The 20,919-nt window shown below is 54.5% G+C and carries 16 protein-coding genes; 5 read left to right on the top strand and 11 right to left on the bottom strand.

Features of this window, described 5'->3' with window-relative positions; genetic code table 11:
* Positions 1-4: 4 nt before the first annotated feature.
* Positions 5-1,549 (bottom strand): multicopper oxidase CueO, encoded by a 1,545-nt coding sequence (cueO, locus tag RT197_RS15005; protein WP_312951926.1) that lies wholly within the window; start codon positions 1,547-1,549, stop codon positions 5-7.
* A gap of 173 nt (positions 1,550-1,722) precedes the next feature.
* Between cueO and RT197_RS15000 the strand changes: the two genes are divergently transcribed.
* The 3 genes from RT197_RS15000 to speD all read left to right on the top strand — a co-directional run bounded on the left by RT197_RS15000 (position 1,723) and on the right by speD (position 3,849).
* The gene (locus RT197_RS15000) at positions 1,723-2,070 is read left to right on the top strand and encodes a YacC family pilotin-like protein (protein WP_312951925.1); all 348 of its coding nucleotides are present in this window, start codon (positions 1,723-1,725) and stop codon (positions 2,068-2,070) included.
* Between the two features lie 103 nt (positions 2,071-2,173).
* Positions 2,174-3,034, top strand: a complete 861-nt coding sequence (gene speE / locus RT197_RS14995) for a polyamine aminopropyltransferase (protein WP_312951923.1) — start codon at positions 2,174-2,176, stop codon at positions 3,032-3,034.
* Positions 3,035-3,054: 20 nt separating this feature from the next.
* Positions 3,055-3,849 carry an adenosylmethionine decarboxylase gene (gene speD, locus RT197_RS14990; protein ID WP_312951921.1) on the top strand — a complete coding sequence of 265 codons (795 nt, stop codon included), beginning with the start codon at positions 3,055-3,057 and terminating at the stop codon, positions 3,847-3,849.
* Between the two features lie 94 nt (positions 3,850-3,943).
* On the opposite strand, the gene yacL is transcribed toward speD, so the two are convergent.
* Together yacL and acnB are read right to left on the bottom strand one after the other, a co-directional pair.
* Complete coding sequence (yacL, locus tag RT197_RS14985; RefSeq protein ID WP_312951919.1) at positions 3,944-4,306, bottom strand: protein YacL; 363 nt, start codon at positions 4,304-4,306, stop codon at positions 3,944-3,946.
* A gap of 231 nt (positions 4,307-4,537) precedes the next feature.
* The gene (gene acnB, locus RT197_RS14980; RefSeq protein WP_312951917.1) at positions 4,538-7,135 is read right to left on the bottom strand and encodes a bifunctional aconitate hydratase 2/2-methylisocitrate dehydratase; all 2,598 of its coding nucleotides are present in this window, start codon (positions 7,133-7,135) and stop codon (positions 4,538-4,540) included.
* 377 nt (positions 7,136-7,512) lie between these two features.
* Here acnB and RT197_RS14975 point away from each other — a divergent pair, with 377 nt between their 5' ends.
* Complete coding sequence (locus RT197_RS14975) at positions 7,513-9,219, top strand: DUF3300 domain-containing protein (RefSeq protein WP_312951915.1); 1,707 nt, start codon at positions 7,513-7,515, stop codon at positions 9,217-9,219.
* 8 nt (positions 9,220-9,227) lie between these two features.
* Positions 9,228-10,022 carry a DUF2950 family protein gene (locus tag RT197_RS14970; RefSeq protein WP_312951913.1) on the top strand — a complete coding sequence of 265 codons (795 nt, stop codon included), beginning with the start codon at positions 9,228-9,230 and terminating at the stop codon, positions 10,020-10,022.
* An 87-nt stretch (positions 10,023-10,109) separates the two neighbouring features.
* Here the strand turns inward: RT197_RS14970 and lpdA are convergent, their stop codons facing one another.
* From lpdA to tssD, 8 genes are all read right to left on the bottom strand, one after another.
* Positions 10,110-11,534 carry a dihydrolipoyl dehydrogenase gene (lpdA, locus tag RT197_RS14965; protein WP_312951912.1) on the bottom strand — a complete coding sequence of 475 codons (1,425 nt, stop codon included), beginning with the start codon at positions 11,532-11,534 and terminating at the stop codon, positions 10,110-10,112.
* A gap of 192 nt (positions 11,535-11,726) precedes the next feature.
* A complete protein-coding gene (aceF, locus tag RT197_RS14960) occupies positions 11,727-13,631 on the bottom strand; it encodes a pyruvate dehydrogenase complex dihydrolipoyllysine-residue acetyltransferase (RefSeq protein ID WP_312951910.1) in 1,905 nt (634 codons plus the stop codon).
* A gap of 14 nt (positions 13,632-13,645) precedes the next feature.
* Positions 13,646-16,309 carry a pyruvate dehydrogenase (acetyl-transferring), homodimeric type gene (gene aceE, locus RT197_RS14955; protein WP_312951909.1) on the bottom strand — a complete coding sequence of 888 codons (2,664 nt, stop codon included), beginning with the start codon at positions 16,307-16,309 and terminating at the stop codon, positions 13,646-13,648.
* Positions 16,310-16,593: 284 nt separating this feature from the next.
* Positions 16,594-17,358, bottom strand: a complete 765-nt coding sequence (gene pdhR, locus RT197_RS14950) for a pyruvate dehydrogenase complex transcriptional repressor PdhR (protein WP_312951908.1) — start codon at positions 17,356-17,358, stop codon at positions 16,594-16,596.
* Between the two features lie 319 nt (positions 17,359-17,677).
* A complete protein-coding gene (locus tag RT197_RS14945; RefSeq protein WP_312951906.1) occupies positions 17,678-17,968 on the bottom strand; it encodes a bacteriocin immunity protein in 291 nt (96 codons plus the stop codon).
* Positions 17,969-18,043: 75 nt separating this feature from the next.
* On the bottom strand, positions 18,044-18,334 hold the full coding sequence (locus tag RT197_RS14940; RefSeq protein WP_312951905.1) for a bacteriocin immunity protein: 291 nt from the start codon (positions 18,332-18,334) through the stop codon (positions 18,044-18,046).
* A 75-nt stretch (positions 18,335-18,409) separates the two neighbouring features.
* A complete protein-coding gene (locus tag RT197_RS14935; protein WP_312951903.1) occupies positions 18,410-18,700 on the bottom strand; it encodes a bacteriocin immunity protein in 291 nt (96 codons plus the stop codon).
* Between the two features lie 4 nt (positions 18,701-18,704).
* Entirely contained in the window at positions 18,705-20,492 is a 1,788-nt protein-coding gene (gene tssD / locus RT197_RS14930) for a type VI secretion system tube protein TssD (protein WP_312951902.1), read from the bottom strand.
* Between the last annotated feature and the right edge of the window lie 427 nt (positions 20,493-20,919).

Below are 20,919 nucleotides of genomic sequence, written 5' to 3'. Positions count from 1 at the left end.
TTGCTTACGCCACCGTAAATCCCATCATCATGCCGGTATCTTCGTGTTCCAGCAGATGACAGTGCGCCATATACGCCTGCGCCTGCGGCGCATCGTGATTGAAGCGCACCAGCACCTCGCTGACGCCACCGTCAACGTTAACCGTGTCCTTCCAGCCCGCGCGGTGGGCGGCAGGCGCGTGACCGTTTTCCGACAGAATACGGAACTGGGTACCGTGAATGTGGAACGGGTGCAGCATCATGTCGCCCTCGCCTGAAATGACCCAGCGTTCATCGCGACCTTTCTGCGCGGCAAACAGCGGCGTAGCCATATCAAACGCTTTCCCGTTGATTCGGTTGGCGTTGTGGAAATCAAAACCGTGCCCACCGTGCTGCATTTGCCCCATACTGCCGTGGTGCATACTGCCGTGATCCATGCCGCTCATCGCCTGCGCGCCGTACTTCTCCTGCAACGCCTGCATCCCCATCATATCGAGCATCGGGTCCATGGAAAGCTGAAACTGACGCCGGGTGAGGTTATCCAGCGTGGGCAGTTCGGGCATGTTCACCAGCGTATCAGGCAGCGTGCCGGAGGCGGCAATGCGCAACGGCTGCACGCGCAAAACGGGCTGCGGCTGGTCGAACGGCGTCACCGCCATGCCCATCTGGCTCACCGGCAGGGTCAGCAGATCGAACGCTTTACCATCTCGGGTATCGACCAGCACCTCGAAACGCTCGCCCATCAGCATCGGCAACTCCGTCACCTTCACCGGCTCCGCCAGAAGGCCGCCGTCGCTGGCAATCACATACAGCGGGCGTTTATCGCTGGCCGCCACGTTGAGCGAGCGCGCGTTACAGCCGTTCAGCAGGCGCAGACGCAGCCAGCCGCGCGGCGCGGCATGTTGCGGGTAGCGTGCGCCGTTGGTCAGCAGGGTGTCGCCAAACCAGCCAACGGCGGCGGTCATGACGTCCAGCTGATAATCAATTTCGCCGCCAGCGGTGAAGCGTTTGTCCTGCACGATCACCGGCACATCATCAATGCCCCACTGCTGCGGCAGCCGTAGCTTACGGCTGTCATCGTCGTCAATCAGCACCAGCCCCGCCAGCCCCATCGCCACCTGACGCCCGGTTTTACCGTGCTGATGCGGATGAAACCAGCAGGTCGCCGCCGGTTGATCGGGAGTAAACGTCACGGTGCGCGAGGAGCCGGGGGCGATCACCCCCTGCGGCCCGCCGTCCACTGCGCCGGGCACTTCCAGCCCGTGCCAGTGAACGGTGGTCTCTTCGGGCAAAGTATTGTGAATATCGACGTTCACTTCTTTCCCGCGACGCAGGCGAATTGCCGGGCCGAGCAGCGATCCGTTATAGCCCCAGGTGGTGCTGGTGAAGGAGCCAAACGTCGATTTCCCCGCCTGAACGACGAGCTTGATCCGGCTGCGCGCGTCGGCGGTCAGCAGGTCAGGAACGGGCAATGCGGGGCGCTCTGCGGCCAGCGCGGTTCGGCTCCACAGCGGCAGCGCGCTGACTGCGCCCAGCGCCGCTGAATATTTCAGGAAATCTCGACGTTGCATGGTTTCTTCCTCATCTTTTGCAGACGCCCAGCTTAAACCCTCCCCTAACAGGAACGTCAAGCCCTGGCTTTCCGCCCGGCCCTGCCAGGTCTTAAACGCAAATGCATAATAATTATCGCCGCATCCTCGTCTGTTGTGCTAACGTTGCATTTCCGTGTGCTGTGGTAGAAATAATGAAGACCTTTTTCAGAACAATGGTTCTTGGAACCCTGTTAGCGTTATCCACAAATAGCTATGCCCTTAGCGAGTCCGAAGCCGAAGATATGGCCGATTTGACGGCAGTATTTGTGTTTCTGAAAAACGACTGCGGCTACCAGAATTTACCCAATACTCAAATCCGCCGGGCGCTGCTTTTCTTTGCCCAGCAGAATCAATGGGATATGAGCAACTACGACAGCTTTAACATGAAGGCGCTGGGCGAAGACAGCTATCGCGACCTCAGCGGGATCAGCATTCCGACCGCTAAAAAATGCAAAAAGCTGGCAAAGGATTCGCTGAGTCTGCTCGCCTACGTAAAATAATTTCCTTCCCCTCTCCCTGCTGAAACATTGACCGTGCATACTGGTTAAATGTTGGCTATTATGTTGCGCCCATTTTTCATGGGTGTTAACAAGGGAGAACTCCATGAGCGATAACACTCGCTGGCATGAAACGCTGCACGACCAGTTTGGTCAATACTTTGCCGTTGATAACGTGCTGTATCATGAAAAAACCGATCATCAGGATCTGATCATCTTCGAAAACGCGGCTTTCGGGCGCGTTATGGCGCTGGATGGCGTGGTGCAAACCACCGAGCGCGATGAGTTTATTTATCATGAAATGATGACGCACGTTCCGCTGCTGGCGCACGGTCACGCGAAGCATGTGCTGATTATCGGCGGCGGCGATGGCGCAATGCTGCGCGAAGTCTCGCGGCATAAAAATATTGCCACTATCACGATGGTTGAAATTGACGCAGGCGTGGTTTCTTTCTGCCGCCAGTATCTGCCGAATCACAATGCCGGGGCTTACGACGATCCGCGTTTCACGCTGGTGATCGACGACGGCGTCAATTTTGTTAACCAGACCACGCAAACGTTTGATGTGATCATTTCCGACTGTACCGACCCGGTCGGGCCGGGAGAAAGCCTGTTTACCTCGGCGTTCTACGAAGGTTGCAAACGCTGCCTGAACCCTGGCGGTATTTTTGTCGCGCAAAACGGCGTGTGCTTTTTGCAGCAGGACGAAGCGGTCGGCAGCCATCGTAAACTGAGCGCTTACTTCAACGACGTCAGCTTTTACCAGGCCGCTATTCCGACCTACTACGGCGGCATTATGACTTTTGCCTGGGCCACGGATAACGAGGCGTTGCGCGGTTTGTCGACGGAAATCATTCAGGCGCGATTCCATCAGGCCGGTCTGACCTGCCGTTATTACAATCCGGCCATTCATACGGCAGCCTTTGCCCTGCCCCAGTATCTGCAAGACGCACTGTCCGCACAGTGATTCTAAGGAGGTGATAAAAATTGAAAAAGCTGAAACTGCATGGCTTTAACAACCTGACCAAAAGCCTGAGTTTTTGTATTTACGATATCTGCTACGTGAAAACGGCGGAAGAGCGCGATGGTTATATCGCTTATATCGACGAACTCTATAATGCCAACCGCCTGACTGAGATCCTGTCAGAGACCTGTTCCATTATTGGGGCGAATATCCTTAATATCGCTCGTCAGGATTACGAACCGCAGGGTGCCAGCGTGACGATTCTGGTGAGCGAAGAACCGGTCGATCCACAGCTGATCGACAAAACCGAGCATCCCGGCCCGCTGCCGGAAGCGGTCGTCGCCCACCTCGACAAAAGCCACATCTGCGTACATACCTACCCGGAAAGCCATCCTGAAGGCGATCTGTGTACCTTTCGCGCGGATATTGAAGTCTCCACCTGCGGCGTGATTTCACCGCTGAAGGCGCTGAATTACCTGATCCACCAGCTTGAATCCGATATCGTCACCGTTGATTACCGCGTGCGCGGCTTTACCCGCGATATCAACGGCATGAAGCACTTTATCGATCATGAGATTAATTCGATTCAGAATTTTATGTCCGACGATATGAAATCGCTGTACGACATGGTGGATGTGAACGTGTATCAGGAAAATATCTTCCACACCAAGATGCTGCTTAAGGAGTTCGATCTTAAGCACTACATGTTCCACACCCGCCCGGAAGATTTAACGGCGGACGAGCGCAAGGTCATTACTGACCTGCTGTGGAAAGAGATGCGCGAGATTTATTACGGCCGCAATATTCCTGCGGTCTGACGATGCGGAGCAGGGATGCTCCGCTCACCGTTTCGGCGGCAGCGACAGTAAAACGTATTCGCTGCGGTCGCCTGACATGCGTACAGGGCGGGGATTACTTCTGCTGGACAAACACCCGATACGCGGCGACAACCTGTAAAAAGTCCTCCACGCCGCACAGCGACAGGCTCTCTTCGTCGTAGTAGCTCATTCCTTCTTCGATTTCGTCGCCGGAAAACTCCAGTTGATTGGCGCGGATCATCACCTCTTCTTCGTCCATCCACAGCGTATATTCATGCCCGGTCCGTTGCCAGGAACGCTCGCTGCCTTTGACCGCCCGCGCCGCCTGCTCGACTTCATCAAGCAGGGCAAGGTTTTCTTTTACTTCTTCGTTAAACCAGTGCCCGACCACCTCGTGGCCCATCGACATCCGCACCTTTACCACTCCGGTAATGTCGCGCAAAAATTCATAATCCATAATCTGTTCCTCTGCTGTCACAATGCGCCACGGCTGCATTGCCGATAGGCTAATTATCGCAGCAGAGAGGAAGAAAAAAAGCGTGCCGGACGGGAGGAATGAAAATAAACCCGCTTTTGTGCGTACAGAAAGGGTCTGGGTGTTTTTTAGAGTGGGCTATTACAGCAAGCCACAGTAAGAATAAAAAAACCCGGCAGCCTGACGCCGCCGGGTTTTTATTCAGGTGATGCGTTACACCGCCGTCTGGAATATGACGCCATCCGCTTTATCAGTGTACTGCTCAAGCTGGTCGAAATTCAGATAGCGATAGGTATCGACTGCCGTTTTGTCTACCTGCGCCACGGAAGTCAGATACTCTTCCGGGGACGGCAGGCGACCCAGCAGTGCGGCAACCGCCGCCAGTTCTGCCGAGGCCAGGTAAACGTTAGCACCGGTGCCTAAACGGTTCGGGAAGTTACGCGTGGAGGTCGAAACCACCGTCGCACCGTCCGCCACCCGCGCCTGGTTGCCCATGCACAGGGAACAACCGGGGATTTCGATCCGCGCACCGCTTTTCCCAAAGACGCTGTAGTAGCCCTCTTCGGTCAGCTGCGCCGCGTCCATCCGCGTTGGCGGTGCCACCCACAGACGGGTTGGCAACTGGCCCTGATGCGCATCCAGCAGCTTGCCCGCCGCGCGGAAGTGACCGATGTTGGTCATGCAGGAGCCGATAAATACTTCGTCGATCTTCTCGCCCGCCACGTCGGAGAGCAGACGCGCGTCGTCAGGATCGTTCGGCGCGCAGAGGATCGGCTCATGAATATCCGCCAGATCGATCTCAATCACCGCCGCGTATTCAGCGTCCGCATCGGCTTCCAGCAGTTTCGGATCGGCCAGCCATTTTTCCATTCCCTGAATACGGCGTTCAATGGTACGACGGTCGCCGTAACCTTCGGCAATCATCCACTTCAGCAGCACAATATTGGAGGTCAGGTACTCGGTGATCGGCGCTTTATCCAGCTTGATGGTACAGCCAGCAGCGGAGCGTTCTGCGGAGGCATCTGCCAGTTCAAACGCCTGCTCAACTTTCAGATCCGGCAGACCTTCGATTTCCAGAATGCGGCCGGAGAAGATGTTTTTCTTGCCCTTCTTCTCGACGGTCAGCAGCCCCTGACGGATCGCGTACAGCGGGATGGCGTGTACCAGATCGCGCAGGGTGATGCCCGGCTGCATTTTACCTTTAAAGCGCACCAGCACCGATTCCGGCATATCCAGCGGCATAACGCCGGTCGCGGCAGCAAACGCCACCAGGCCGGAGCCTGCCGGGAAAGAGATGCCGACCGGGAAGCGGGTATGGGAGTCGCCGCCGGTGCCGACCGTATCCGGCAACAGCATCCGGTTCAGCCACGAGTGGATGATGCCGTCGCCGGGGCGCAGCGAAACGCCGCCACGGTTCATAATGAAGTCCGGCAGCGTGTGATGGGTGGTGACGTCTACCGGTTTCGGATAGGCCGCCGTGTGGCAGAAGGACTGCATCACCAGATCCGCCGAGAATCCCAGGCAGGCGAGGTCTTTCAGCTCGTCACGGGTCATCGGGCCGGTGGTGTCCTGCGAGCCAACGGAGGTCATTTTCGGTTCACAGTATTCGCCAGGGCGAACGCCCGCCACGCCGCAGGCGCGACCGACCATTTTCTGCGCCAGCGAGAAGCCTTTGCTGCTGGCTTCCACCGGTTTGGCGATGCGGAACACGTCGCTGTGCGGCATCCCCAGCGCTTCACGCGCTTTGGTGGTCAGGCCGCGACCGATGATCAGCGGGATACGGCCACCCGCGCGCACTTCGTCAATCAGCACGTCGGTTTTCAGTTCAAACGTTGCCAGCAGCTCGTCGCTGTAATGGTCACGGACTTCGCCTTTGAACGGGTAAACGTCAATCACGTCGCCCATGTTCAGTCTGGAGACGTCGACTTCAATCGGCAGCGCGCCCGCATCTTCCATAGTGTTGAAGAAAATCGGTGCGATTTTGCCGCCGAGCACCACGCCGCCGCCGCGTTTATTCGGCACAAACGGGATGTCGTCGCCCATAAACCACAGCACGGAGTTGGTCGCGGATTTACGTGAAGAACCGGTGCCAACCACGTCGCCGACGTAGGCCAGCGGGTAACCTTTCTGTTGCAGCCCTTCAATCTGTTTGATCGGGCCGACGCTGCCAGGATTATCCGGGATGATCCCGTCGCGGGCGTTTTTCAGCATTGCCAGCGCGTGCAGCGGGATGTCCGGGCGCGACCATGCATCCGGCGCGGGTGACAGGTCATCGGTGTTGGTTTCGCCGGTGACTTTAAAGACGGTAACGGTAATTTTTTCAGCCAGCGCCGGGCGGGTCAGGAACCAGTCGGCATTGGCCCAGGAGAGCATCACCTGCTGCGCGTGGGTGTTACCCGCTTTCGCTTTTTCTTCGACGTCGTAGAAGTTATCGAACATCAGCAGGGTGTGGGAGAGCGCTTTAACGGCAATCGGTGCCAGCGCGTCGTTGTCCAGCGCGTCAATCAGCGGATGGATGTTGTAACCGCCCTGCATCGAACCCAGCAGCTCAACGGCTTTTTCCGGGGTGACCAGCGGAGAAGTGGCATCGCCTTTGGCGATAGCGGCAAGGAAACCCGCTTTAACATAGGCGGCTTCATCAACGCCCGGCGGTACGCGGTTGGTTAATAGATCTAACAGGAATTCTTCTTCGCCCGCAGGCGGATTCTTCAGCAGCTCAACTAACCCGGACATTTGGGTTGCATCTAAGGGTTTCGCTACGATCCCTTCAGCGGCACGCTCAGCTACGTGCTTACGGTATTCTTCTAGCACGACGGTTCTCCTCGCTCTCATTGTCATAGTGCGGCAGGCGATTTTCTTCACGCTCCTGTGAGACAGCAGTTTGTAGGGTAAATGCCCGGTACCGCAACGGGCAGAATAGCAGGATTTCAACGGGGTGTTAATCTGTTTACAAAAAAGCAACATTAAATACTTGCTGAATCGTGAAAGGCCATATAGTCCTGGTTTATGAACGCTTTCCGCCAGATGAAAACGCGGCGGCCCGGCGACGTAAATACGCTAATCGTGCGCTTCCGCATTCATGGCCCGGCGATCCCTGTTTCCGTCAAAAAAGAATCAGGACAAGGAATATACTGCCGCCCATCCAGCGCCCACGAGCGCGATTCTTGTTTCTGACGGAGAAACTCACCATGACATTGCCCTTTAAGCCGCATTTCATTGCTCTGGCTTGCAGTCTGGCGTTATGTGCGGCAGCCGGGACGCTGTATGTGAAAAGCCGCCAGCCGGTTAGCGTGACGCCATCTGTGGCGGAAGCCGCTCCCGTCTCTGCGCCTGCGGTTACCGCCACCTTTAGCCCGGCACAAATCGATCAGTGGGTCGCGCCCATCGCGCTGTACCCTGACGCCCTGCTCTCTCAGGTGTTAATGGCGTCAACCTATCCGGCGAGCGTGGTGCAGGCGGTGCAGTGGTCGAAAGATAACCCGACGATGCAGGGCGATGCGGCAATCAGCGCGGTGGCTAACCAGCCGTGGGATGCCAGCGTCAAGTCGCTGGTCGCCTTTCCACAGCTTATGTCGCTGATGGGCGGCGATCCGCAGTGGGTTGAAAACCTCGGTAACGCGTTTCTGGCCCAGCCGCAGGATGTGATGGACTCGGTGCAGAAGCTGCGCGCGCTGGCCCAGCAAACCGGCACCCTGAAGAGCACGCCGCAACAGACGGTTAAGGTGGTGACCACTCCCGCGCCTGCGTCCGCGCCGAAGAGCGCGTCCTCCTCAACAAAAACCACGCCTTCCTCAACCCACGTCGTGTCTGCCGCGCCGACGGTCATTACCATTGAACCGGCCAGCCCGGAGGTAGTGTATGTCCCGAATTATAATCCGACGGTGGTATACGGTAGCTGGCCGAATACCGCTTACCCGCCGGTGTATCTGCAACCGTCTCCCGGCCAACAGTTTACTGAGAGCTTTGTGAAAGGATTTGGCTACAGCCTCGGCGTGGCCACGACCTACGCGCTGTTCAGCAGTATTGACTGGGATGATGACGATCACGATCACCACCATCACGATGATGACCACGATCATGACTATCACGATGACCATAACGGCTACGTCCGTAACGGCGATAACATCAATATCAACGTCAATAACTACAATCGCATCACGGGCGATCATCTCACCGATAACCGCCGGGTATGGGAGCACAATCCCGCGTACCGTAACGGCGTTCCCTATGCCAATGACAGGATTGCACAGCGTTTTCACCAGCCGGGCGCGATCGGCGGCTTAAGCACGACTCCCGTCGGCAATCGCGACAGCCAGCGCCAGGCCGCGCGGGCAACGTTGCAGGAAAAAACCGGCAAATCCCTCTCGCTACCTGCCTCCGCCGCTTCACGTCAGGCAATGCCCCGTCAGCTTGAACAGATTGCACAGAGAAATAATTATCGCGGATATGACACCAGCGATACCCAGCGCGACGCCGCCAGAGCCCAGCTTCAGCAACGGCTTTCATCCACCACGCCGGAGCAGCGCCAGGCGAAGCGTGACGACGCTAAAGAGCGTTTGAACTCGGCGACGCCGGAACAGCGTCAGGCGCGGCGCGAAAGCGTCCAGCAGCGGGTCAGTTCCTCCACGCCGGAACAGCGCCAGGCGCGGCGCGAAAATGTCCAGCAGCGGGTCAGCGCCTCCACGCCGGAACAGCGCCAGGCGCGGCGCGAAAGCATTCAGCAGCGCCATGAACAGCGCGAGATCCCCCGGGCACGCCCTGCTGCTACAGCACTTAGCGGCAACGACAGCCGTTCGCCCTCCTCGCGCGCGCAACAGCTGCGTGGAAGCGAAAGTCGCAAACGTGAAAACCTAAGCACAGAGCAGCGCGCCGCCATCCGCGAACGTCATCATTAAGGAACAACATGAAAAAATTAACTCTGTTTAGCGCGTTAATGCTGATGATGATGCCCGCCCTGGCACAGCAGCAGTTCAGCACCCCGGATATCGCCGCCGACGCGCTCGTAAACGCCATTTCCACACAGGACGACACCGCGCTTGGCGAAATTCTGGGCGATGACTGGCGGCATTATTTGCCGTCTGAAGGGGTCGATCCGCAGGCCGTGGCCCGCTTTTTACGCGACTGGAAGGTCAGCCATCATATTGAGCAGCAGGGTAATACCGCGCATCTGAATGTGGGCGAAGAGAACTGGCAGTTACCGCTGCCGCTGCAAAAAAGCGCCGAAGGCTGGCATTTTGATATGACCGCCGCCGCCGATGAAATTCTGACGCGCACCATTGGGCGCAATGAGCTGGGCGCGATGCAGGCAATGCAGGCCTGGGTGGCTGCCGAGCACGATTACTACCAAATCAACCAACGCTGGGCGAAAAAAATCATCAGCAGTGAGGGACAAAAAGACGGTCTCTACTGGCCAACCGCACCGGGTGAAACGCCCAGCCCGTTAGGGCCAGCCTTCAGCCCCGTCACGCCCGGCGAAGGCTATCATGGCTACCGCTTTCGCATTATTGCCGGCGCTGACGACCAGAGCGTGGCGCTGCTGGCATGGCCGGTTGAATGGGGTAAAACGGGAGTGATGAGCTTTATGATTGATACCAGCGGCGCGCTGTATCAGGCTGATTCAGGAGAAGATACGCCAGACAAGGCGCAGACTATTGAGCGTTATGCCCCGGATGATACCTGGCAGAGCGTGAAGCAATAAAAAAAGCGGCTTAAAAGCCGCTTTTTATCCAGATTAGCGCTCATCAATCCGGCCCGTATCAGGCCGGAAAAGCAATGCGCTGCCCGGTTACTTTTTCTTCGCTTTCGGGTTCGGCAGGTCGGTGATGCTACCTTCGAACACTTCCGCTGCCAGACCTACGGACTCGTGCAGCGTCGGGTGCGCGTGGATGGTCAGCGCGATGTCTTCAGCGTCGCAGCCCATCTCAATCGCCAAACCGATTTCACCCAGCAACTCACCGCCGTTGGTGCCGACAATCGCGCCACCGATCACACGGTGCGTTTCTTTGTCGAAAATCAGTTTGGTCATACCGTCGGCGCAGTCGGAAGCGATAGCACGGCCAGAAGCAGCCCACGGGAAGGTGGCGGTTTCGTAGCTGATGCCTTTCTCTTTCGCTTCTTTTTCGGTCAGACCAACCCATGCCACTTCCGGTTCGGTGTAGGCGATGGACGGGATCACTTTCGGATCGAAGTAGTGTTTTTTACCGGCGATGACTTCAGCGGCAACGTGACCTTCGTGAACACCTTTGTGCGCCAGCATCGGCTGACCGACGATATCGCCGATAGCAAAAATGTGCGGCACGTTAGTGCGCAACTGCTTGTCTACGCGGATAAAGCCACGGTCGTCAACTTCAACGCCTGCTTTACCGGCATCGAGGTTTTTACCGTTCGGCACGCGACCAATCGCCACCAGCACCGCGTCGTAACGCTGCGCTTCGGCAGGCGCTTTTTTGCCTTCCATCGAAACGTAGATACCGTCTTCTTTCGCTTCAACGGCGGTGACTTTGGTTTCCAGCATCAGGTTAAATTTCTTGCTGATGCGTTTGGTGAAGACTTTAACGATGTCTTTATCGGCGGCCGGGATCACCTGGTCGAACATTTCAACCACGTCGATCTCTGAACCCAGCGCGTCATACACGGTGCCCATTTCCAGACCGATGATACCGCCGCCCATAACCAGCAGACGTTTCGGTACGGATTTCAGCTCCAGCGCATCGGTGGAATCCCATACGCGCGGGTCGTCGTGCGGAATAAACGGCAGTTGGATCGGACGGGAGCCTGCCGCGATGATCGCGTTGTCGAAGTTGATCACGGTTTTGCCGTTCTCGCCTTCCACTTCCAGGGTGTTCGCGCCGGTAAATTTACCCAGACCGTTAACCACTTTAACTTTACGGCCTTTGGCCATACCCGCCAGCCCACCGGTCAGCTGAGTGATAACTTTCTCTTTCCAGGTACGAATTTTGTCGATATCTGTTTTCGGCTCGCCGAAGACAATACCGTGTTCAGCCAGCGCTTTAGCTTCTTCAATAACTTTTGCGACGTGCAGCAGCGCTTTAGAAGGGATACAGCCAACGTTCAGACAAACACCACCCAGGGTGTTGTAACGTTCTACGATTACGGTTTCCAGACCTAAATCAGCGCAACGGAAGGCCGCAGAGTAACCTGCCGGGCCTGCCCCAAGTACCACGACCTGAGTTTTAATTTCAGTACTCATCATGACCTCTTATTTATTTCCGGCAGTCCGGGTACGCCCATCATCCACCGGGACGTTCTATCCGCCCGTATTTTACAAAATTGTTAACAATTTTGAAACAACAAACGGCTCACGAAATCGTGTCTTTGCCAGTAATCTCACCATTACGAGAAGATTACCAGAAAAAAGCCGGCCGTCAGGCCGGCTTTTCGCTTACATCACCAGGCGGCGAATGTCGCTCAGCATGTTGTTGATGATGGTGATAAAGCGCGCACCATCAGCACCGTCGATCACGCGGTGGTCGAAGGAGAGAGAAATCGGCATCATCAGACGCGGAGTAAACTCTTTTCCGTTCCACACCGGTTCCATCGCGGATTTGGATACACCGAGGATAGCCACTTCCGGCGCGTTCACAATCGGCGCGAAGTGGGTTGTCCCCAGGCCGCCGATGCTGGAGATGGTAAAGCAACCGCCCTGCATTTCGCCAGCGGTCAGCTTGCCATCACGCGCTTTTTTGGAGATCACGGTCAGTTCACGAGACAGTTCGGTGATGCTCTTCTTGTTCACGTCTTTAAAGACCGGAACCACCAGACCGTTCGGGGTATCAACCGCCACGCCAATGTTGATGTATTTCTTCAGCGTCAGGCGCTGCGCATCTTCAGACAGCGAGCTGTTAAAGCGTGGCATCTGCTCAAGTGCAGCCGCTACCGCTTTCATGATGAAGACCACCGGAGTGAATTTCACGTCCAGTTTACGCTTCTCAGCTTCGGCATTCTGCTGCTTACGGAACGCTTCCAGATCGGTGATATCAGTTTTGTCGAAGTGCGTAACGTGCGGGATCATCACCCAGTTACGGCTCAGGTTAGCACCAGAGATTTTCTGGATGCGGCCCAGTTCGACTTCTTCGATTTCACCAAACTTGCTGAAGTCCACTTTCGGCCACGGCAGCATACCGGGCAGACCGCCACCGCTTGCAGCGGCCGGTGCGGATTCTGCGCGTTTAACCGCATCTTTCACGTAAGCCTGAACGTCTTCGCGCAGGATACGGCCCTTACGGCCCGTGCCTTTCACTTTCGCCAGGTTGACGCCGAATTCGCGCGCCAGACGGCGGATCAGCGGAGTGGCGTGAACGTAAGCGTCGTTTTCAGCAAATTCGGTTTTGCCTTCTGCCTTCGCCGCCGGAGCCGCAGCCGGTTTGTCCGCTTTCGCGGCCGGAGCCGGGGCTGCTGCTTCCTGCTTCGCAGCAGGCGCTGGCGCTGCACCTTCCACTTCGAAGACCATGATCAGCGAGCCGGTAGACACTTTGTCGCCGGTGCTGATTTTGATCTCTTTCACGGTGCCCGCGAACGGTGCCGGAACTTCCATTGAGGCTTTGTCGCCCTCAACGGTGATCAGTGACTGCTCAGCGGCAACGTTGTCGCCCACTTTAACCATCACTTCGGTGACTTCAACTTCATCGCCGCCGATATCCGGAACCTTAACGTCTTTCGCGCCAGAGGCCGCTGCCGGAGCGGAAGCCGCTTCCTCTTTGACCTGCGGTTTGGCTTCGCCTGCCGCCGGTGCTGCGCCTTCCACTTCAAAGACCATGATCAGCGAGCCGGTAGACACTTTGTCGCCGGTGCTGATTTTAATCTCTTTCACGGTGCCCGCGAACGGTGCCGGAACTTCCATTGAGGCTTTGTCGCCCTCAACGGTGATCAGTGACTGCTCAGCGGCAACGTTGTCGCCCACTTTAACCATGATTTCGGTGACTTCAACTTCATCGCCGCCGATATCCGGGACGTTGACCTCTTTAGCCGCCGCTGCTGCTGCCGGAGCCGGAGCCGCTTCTTTTTTCTCTTCTTTCTTCTCTTCTGCCTTGGCAGGCGCAGCGTCAGCTGCACCATCGGCGGAATCGAAAATCATAATCAGTTTGCCGGTCTCGGTTTTGTCGCCGACGGAGACTTTGATCTCTTTAACGACGCCAGCCTGCGGAGACGGGACTTCCATAGAGGCTTTATCGCCTTCTACGGTGATCAGCGACTGTTCAGCCTCAACCTTGTCGCCCACTTTGACCAGGATCTCGGTGATTTCAACTTCATCAGCCCCGATGTCCGGTACATTGATTTCGATAGCCATTATTCTTTTACCTCTTACGCCAGACGCGGGTTAACTTTTTCTGCATCGATGTTGAATTTGGTGATCGCTTCCGCCACCACTTTCTTATCGATTTCGCCACGTTTAGCCAGTTCGCCCAGCGCTGCTACCACTACGTAAGAAGCATCAACTTCGAAGTGGTGACGCAGGTTTTCACGGCTGTCGGAACGACCGAAGCCATCTGTACCCAGCACGCGGTAGTCATCAGCCGGTACGTAAGTACGAACCTGTTCGGCGAACAGTTTCATATAATCGGTGGAAGCCACAGCCGGTGCATCGTTCATCACCTGAGCGATGTACGGTACGCGCGGAGTTTCCAGCGGGTGCAGCATGTTCCAGCGCTCACAGTCCTGACCATCACGCGCCAGTTCAGTGAAGGACGTTACGCTGTAGACGTCGGAGCCAACGCCGTAATCTTTCGCCAGGATCTCTGCCGCTTCACGGACGTGACGCAGGATAGAGCCTGAACCCAGCAGCTGTACTTTCCCTTTGCTGCCCTCGAGCGTGTCGAGTTTGTAGATACCTTTACGGATACCTTCCTCGGCACCTTCCGGCATCGCTGGCATGTGGTAGTTTTCGTTCAGCGTGGTGATGTAGTAGTACACGTTTTCCTGCGCTTCACCGTACATACGCACCAGACCGTCATGCATGATGACCGCCACTTCGTAAGCGTAAGACGGATCGTAGGAGATACAGTTCGGGATAGTCAGCGACTGAATGTGGCTGTGACCATCTTCGTGCTGCAAGCCTTCGCCGTTAAGCGTGGTACGACCGGAAGTCCCGCCGATGAGGAAGCCGCGCGCCTGCTGGTCGCCTGCCTGCCAGCACAGATCGCCGATACGCTGGAAACCGAACATAGAGTAGTAGATGTAGAACGGGATCATCGGCAGGTTGTTGGTGCTGTAAGACGTTGCCGCCGCCAGCCAGGATGCGCCTGCGCCCAGTTCGTTGATACCTTCCTGCAGGATCTGACCTTTCTCGTCTTCTTTGTAGTAAGCAACCTGCTCACGGTCCTGCGGGGTGTACTGCTGACCGTTCGGGCTGTAAATACCGATCTGACGGAAAAGACCTTCCATCCCGAAAGTACGTGCTTCATCGGCGATGATCGGCACCAGGCGATCTTTAATCGACTGGTTCTTCAGCATCACGTTCAGGGCACGAACGAAAGCGATGGTGGTAGAGATTTCTTTGTTCTGCTCTTCCAGCAGCGGTTTAAAGTCCGCCAGCTCTGGCAGTTCCAGCTTCTCGGTAAACTTAGGCTGACGGGTCGGCAGGTAGCCGTTCAGCTTCTGGCGCTGACCGTGCAGGTAAGTGTGCTCTTCAGAGCCTTCCGGGAAGGTGATGTACGGCAGTTTTTCCAGCGCTTCATCGGCAACCGGGACGTTGAAACGATCGCGGACGTAGCGAACGCCGTCCATGTTCATTTTCTTCACCTGGTGAGCGATGTTTTTACCTTCAGCGGAGTCACCCATGCCATAACCTTTGATGGTGTGGGCGAGGATAACAATCGGTTTGCCTTTGGTTTCCTGCGCTTTTTTCAGTGCCGCGTAGACTTTCTTCGGATCGTGACCACCACGGTTCAGCGCCCATATATCATCGTCAGACCAGTCTGCGACCAGCGCTGCGGTTTCCGGGTATTTACCGAAGAAGTGCTCGCGAACGTATGCGCCGCTTTTGGATTTAAAGGTCTGATAATCGCCGTCAACGGTTTCGTTCATCAGCTGGATCAGTTTACCGCTGGTATCTTTACGCAGCAGCTCATCCCAGCGACCGCCCCAGATAACCTTGATCACTTCCCAGCCAGCGCCACCAAAGATGCCTTCCAGTTCGTTGATGATTTTGCCGTTACCGGTGACCGGGCCATCCAGACGTTGCAGGTTACAGTTGATGATGAAGACCAGGTTATCCAGTTTTTCACGGGTAGCGATGGTGATCGCACCTTTGGATTCCGGCTCATCCATCTCGCCATCGCCGAGGAAAGCGTAAACGGTTTGTTCGGAGGTGTCTTTCAGACCACGGTGTTCGAGATATTTCAGGAACTTAGCCTGATAGATCGCACCAATCGGACCCAGACCCATTGAGACGGTCGGGAACTGCCAGAATTCCGGCATCAGTTTCGGGTGCGGATAAGAAGACAGACCTTTACCGTCAACTTCCTGACGGAAGTTGTTCATCTGTTCTTCGGTCAGACGGCCTTCCAGGAACGCACGCGCGTACACGCCCGGAGAGATGTGACCCTGGAAGTACACCAGATCGCCGCCGTCTTTTTCAGAGCGTGCGCGGAAGAAGTGGTTAAAGCACACTTCGTAAACCGTTGCGGAAGACTGGAAGGATGCCATGTGGCCGCCCAGCTCGAGGTCTTTTTTAGACGCACGCAGCACGGTCATGATGGCGTTCCAGCGGATAGCAGAACGAATACGACGTTCCAGTTCCAGGTTGCCCGGGTATTCCGGTTCATCTTCAACGGCAATAGTGTTTACGTAACCGCGAGCGCCTGTACCAGCCGCCACTTTCACCCCGCCTTTACGGGCTTCGGAAAGTAACTGGTCGATCAGATACTGAGCGCGCTCAACACCTTCTTCACGGATGACCGATTCGATCGCCTGTAGCCAGTCGCGAGTTTCGATCGGATCCACGTCATTTTGAAGACGTTCTGACATGGGGGTATTCCTTATCTATCTAATACGTTGATTTGTCTGGAACCTGTCCCATTGTGCTCTTTGTTCTTCATGTTCCAGGTTGTCTGCTGGTCGGCTGCGCTTTCTCATCCCGGTCACAGAGTTCACTATGCTGCCGGGGTTGCGCGCGCTTGCCGCCGCGATACAACCTGAACTATTTCGAAAACTAAAAGCACAATAAGACAGGTTCTGCGTTTAGTTGCCGCGCTCTAATAATGGCGCTGTTGGTACAACATCTTCTGGTTCACGTTCTGCCAGAAAAATCACTAATTCTTGCGTTGCTCAAGGCGGCGCATGGAGCGTTCACGACGGCTCTGTTCACGGCTGCGGTCGAGCAAAATCTCTTCAATAAAGGCCAGGTGGCGGTGCGACGCTTCACGCGCCCGTTCAGGCTCACCGGCCATAATCGCTTCAAAAACCGTGGTGCGGTGGTTGTTCACCAGCGGCAGCATTTCCCGGCGCGCATAAAGTAGTTCGAAGTTTTGGCGCACGTTTTGTGCCAGCATGGGCTCCATGCAGCGTAGCAGATGAAGCAAAACCACGTTGTGTGCCGCCTCTGTGACGGCAATTTGATACTGAACGACGGCGCTGGACTCGGCGTCGAGATCGCCTGACTGCTGGGCCAGCTCAATCGCCTGATGCAGCTCGCTGATTCTGGCGCGATCTTCATCATTGCTGCGCAGCGCGGCGTAATAAGCGGCGATGCCTTCCAGCGCGTGGCGGGTTTCCAGCAGATCAAATTGGGATTCGGGATGGTCGGAGAGCAGTTCAACCAGCGGATCGCTGAAGCTCTGCCACAGGCGGCTTTGTACAAAGGTTCCACCGCCCTGACGGCGCAGCAACAGACCTTTACCTTCGAGACGTTGGATCGCCTCACGCAGGGAGGGTCGGGAAACGTCGAACTGTTTTGCCAGCTCGCGTTCGGGCGGGAGTTTTTCTCCGGGGCGAAGCGTCCCCTCAAGAATGAGAAACTCCAGCTGTTGCTCTATCACGTCGGATAGCTTTGGTTGGCGGATTTTGCTATAGGCCATTGTTCTCTGTCTTACGCCATTTGCCCGAAGTAAATTGGTCTTACCAATTTCATATTCTTGACGCTAAAGTAACAAAGTATTCACCTTATGTCTATACAGGTTTTGACTCACATCATAAAACACGCCACATTTTAACAACCTTACAGAAATGACGTTTCATTAATGTAACTTTGCACAAATGTTGGCTTTACGTGGCTGAAGGCAGATTTAACATAACGAAGGGGAAGATCGGCGTCTCTGGTGCCGGGCTAAGAGCAGGCGAACAATGAGGGAGAAACGCTGACTGGACCGGTAAACTGATGCCCAGTCAGGTCATTTTTTACTTTGAGTCTTTGAACAATGGCAGTCCCTGCGCACGCCGCCATTCTCTGACGATTTTTACAATGTTTTCAGGTTTGTCGTCACCGCGCGTTTTGGGATAAAAGAGCAAATCGCCCTGTGCCGGATGCTCCGTGATTTTAATGAAATGGTCCACGATAGAATCGATATATTTTTCTAACTTCCTTCCTTGTAAGGAGTTTTCTTTTCGTGTTGCGATCCTCAATTCATCCAGAAGCTCTATAAATTCCGCTTCGGTATACTCTTCGATCCTGTTCCTGAACTTAACCATAGCGTTACTCCCTGTAGTGGATTTCATCGCATCATCAGGATGCGATGATTTTGATGTTAGCAACTTCCTATATGTTCACTTCGAGTCTTTAAACAACGGTAGCCCCTGCGCGCGCCGCCATTCTCTGACGATTTTTACGACGTTCTCAGGTTCCTCGTCACCGCGCATTTTGGGATAAAAGAGCAAATCGCCCTGTGCCGGATGCTCCGTGATTTTAATAAAATGGTCCACGATATCATCAATATATTTTACTAATTTTTTACCTTTTAAGGACGGTTCTCTTGTCGGTGCATTTTCAAGCTCCTGAATAAGTTCGATAAATTCCGCTTCGGTATAATCTTCGATCTTGTTCCTGAACTTAACCATAGCGTTACTCCCTGTAGTGGATTTCATCGCATCATCAGGATGCGATGATTTTGATGTTAGCGACTTCCTTTATGTTCACTTCGAGTCTTTAAACAGCGGCAGCCCCTGCGCACGCCGCCATTCTCTGACGATTTTTACAATGTTTTCAGGTTTATCGTCATCACGCGTTTTGGGATAAAAGAGCAAATCGCCCTGTGCCGGATGCTCCGTGATTTTAATGAAATGGTCCACGATAGAATCGATATATTTTTCTAACTTCCTTCCTTGTAAGGAGTTTTCTTTTCGTGTTGCGATCCTTAATTCATCAAGAAGCTCAATAAATTCCGCTTCGGTATAATCTTCAATTTTCCCCTTGAATGTAAACATAGTGTTATCTCCTGTAGTGAATTTCATCATGCAAACGCGGTGTAACAATCCTTAGATTATCAATATCATACACTGGGCCTCCATGTTTGATTTCAATGACATGATGTATCTGGAATTTTCTAACTATCTCATTAGGCCCATGGTAGTAACCCTCCTCAGGTGTATATGGGGCATGAGATTGTTTTAAGGTATCCTGGTTACTTTCTCTAAACTGCTCCATTAAATCTGGGTCCTGACTAATTTCAAACCACATCGCCTTCCTGAATTCATCAAAATCATTAAAGTGTCTGCCGCGTAATTTATCTGCTATATGCGCGGGTATGGGTGCCCCCTCTCCCGCATTGGTCACCGACACATCCAGCCAAATTGTGCCCGGCTTGAGCTTGACGCCATTGCCCGTTGCAACACCAGGTACGTTCCGCGGGTCAGCTTTCAGGTAGACATAAATCGGCTGGATGCCGGAGTCCGCCGGGAAAACCAGAATGTAGTCATTAAAATCGGCTGCGTCGGGAGCCGGAAAAGGCGGAGTGGTGAACTCGTTGTTCCCTTCAGGGATCGGAGTCACCAGAATGGTTGGCTGATCGACCGGCGGAGCGCCATTACCGGTGTTGGCGGGGTAGTCAGAGCCGTCTGGCTTTGCCGGGGTCCAGGTAATTAATGGCCCATCCACCTCGTGGGCGGGAGTGAACTCGTACCGCTGCGCGTTGGCATTCCAAAGCATGTTGGCAACGCGAACGTTTTCATAAGGCGTTCCCTCCCCGGTATGGACGCCAAAAACCTGCGGCTTGCCGTGTATATCGGTTCCCCAGAAGAAACGGACCCGCGTCGTCGCCGTGCCGCCTGACAGTGCTTTCTTACGTAGCTCTTCCTCATACCAGAACTCATCGCGTCCCGGCACGCGATCGCTTCCTTCCCCGGCACCCGGAATATACAAAGCGGAGGCCAGCGCCCCTATGTAGGGGACGCCTCTTGCCGCACCGAATAACCCGCTAAGCGACCACTCTCCCCAGACCTGCGTCGCAAGCCCCACGCTTAGCGCCAGTGGCGCGGCGGCTGATTTAACCGGGAGATCTGCGTCTTCATCATCATGCTGATGGCGGTAACCGCAGCAGTCATCGACAACCGGTTGCGCGAAAATCGCCATTTGCCCGAAGTTTTCAGCTGGCTCTTCGGTCGTCCCGGCGTCCGTACATCCTTTCTCTTTCAGGCAGGATTTGGCATAAACCGGCGTCACTTTTTCTGACGGAGGCCGTGGCCTGACGGCGTTCACTACGGAGGGTTCAGGCTTGTTTATCGATATGTCATTACGAGGAATAAACATACCGTTATAATCGGCAGGCAGCGTTAAGTAGTAGAATTCTGTATTAGCAATAAGGTGTTTACAGTGAATATATTCATAGGTGACGGCTATCACTTCGCAATGAAGCTCATTTTGCACAAAAGTCGTATGAATATCAGTTATTGAAGCATTTCTTAGTTGAATATAATAATAACGCTCCCAATGGCCTGTTCTGCTAATTCGATAAAAGTCACACTCAATAAATAGCCGCTCATTGTTAGTGATTGCATTACAAAGTAAAGGTGAGCTTTTATCGACAGGCTTACAGAAACTTAACCCTTGAATAGTAAAACCTTTTTCGTCCCTGAACTGGGCGCCTGATAGTGAAAATGCAAAAATTTCATCTTCATGCCCGGCCTGCCCGCGATTGCCCACCGACGCAACGGTTCCACAACCCGAAGAAATATCACCTTGTTTCTCACCTGTTATTTTCAGGTAGATGATGTCGCTCATTCCATTTCACGCTCTGGTATTCCATTGTGACTTAATTAAACGCCCGCAGATTTGTTAATACAAATAAAATATAAGCTTGCGAGGCATTTTTTCCAGAATAACGACTCAGTATTGACAACCAGTAGCGCTATTAAGCCCGGCATTAATTAATATTGTTTATATATTTACGAATAATGAATGACGTAATGATGTGCTACGGGAGGATAACGTTTTACTGACCATTCCCGAATTAATGGGTATTGAGTTTTTTAACCTAAAATTCAATGGATTAGATAATTAAATTTGCGTTAAATGTTGATTGGCAAAGTACGCGGCCCTTCTTAACTGTACTGTTTTTGCGCAACTCGTCATCATCCCTTCACAAAGGATGTGCATTCGCGGCGATATACCATTATTCTGATTCGGACAAAAGCATCCAGACCATATT

The organism is Superficieibacter sp., from assembly GCF_032071645.1.
Classification (GTDB): Bacteria; Pseudomonadota; Gammaproteobacteria; order Enterobacterales; family Enterobacteriaceae; genus Superficieibacter.
The sequence above is the reverse complement of the archived record's forward strand: the minus strand, read 5'-3'. Positions and strand labels throughout refer to the sequence as shown.

What these genes read in the sequence shown, in the direction of transcription:
- cueO (WP_312951926.1), bottom strand. Translation starts at nt 1,549, where the DNA reads ATGCAACGTCGAGATTTCCTGAAATATTCAGCGGCGCTGGGCGCAGTC.
- RT197_RS15000 (WP_312951925.1), top strand. Translation starts at nt 1,723, where the DNA reads ATGAAGACCTTTTTCAGAACAATGGTTCTTGGAACCCTGTTAGCGTTA.
- speE (WP_312951923.1), top strand. Translation starts at nt 2,174, where the DNA reads ATGAGCGATAACACTCGCTGGCATGAAACGCTGCACGACCAGTTTGGT.
- yacL (WP_312951919.1), bottom strand. Translation starts at nt 4,306, where the DNA reads ATGGATTATGAATTTTTGCGCGACATTACCGGAGTGGTAAAGGTGCGG.
- RT197_RS14975 (WP_312951915.1), top strand. Translation starts at nt 7,513, where the DNA reads ATGACATTGCCCTTTAAGCCGCATTTCATTGCTCTGGCTTGCAGTCTG.
- RT197_RS14970 (WP_312951913.1), top strand. Translation starts at nt 9,228, where the DNA reads ATGAAAAAATTAACTCTGTTTAGCGCGTTAATGCTGATGATGATGCCC.
- lpdA (WP_312951912.1), bottom strand. Translation starts at nt 11,534, where the DNA reads ATGAGTACTGAAATTAAAACTCAGGTCGTGGTACTTGGGGCAGGCCCG.
- aceF (WP_312951910.1), bottom strand. Translation starts at nt 13,631, where the DNA reads ATGGCTATCGAAATCAATGTACCGGACATCGGGGCTGATGAAGTTGAA.
- aceE (WP_312951909.1), bottom strand. Translation starts at nt 16,309, where the DNA reads ATGTCAGAACGTCTTCAAAATGACGTGGATCCGATCGAAACTCGCGAC.
- pdhR (WP_312951908.1), bottom strand. Translation starts at nt 17,358, where the DNA reads ATGGCCTATAGCAAAATCCGCCAACCAAAGCTATCCGACGTGATAGAG.
- RT197_RS14945 (WP_312951906.1), bottom strand. Translation starts at nt 17,968, where the DNA reads ATGGTTAAGTTCAGGAACAGGATCGAAGAGTATACCGAAGCGGAATTT.
- RT197_RS14940 (WP_312951905.1), bottom strand. Translation starts at nt 18,334, where the DNA reads ATGGTTAAGTTCAGGAACAAGATCGAAGATTATACCGAAGCGGAATTT.
- RT197_RS14935 (WP_312951903.1), bottom strand. Translation starts at nt 18,700, where the DNA reads ATGTTTACATTCAAGGGGAAAATTGAAGATTATACCGAAGCGGAATTT.
- tssD (WP_312951902.1), bottom strand. Translation starts at nt 20,492, where the DNA reads ATGAGCGACATCATCTACCTGAAAATAACAGGTGAGAAACAAGGTGAT.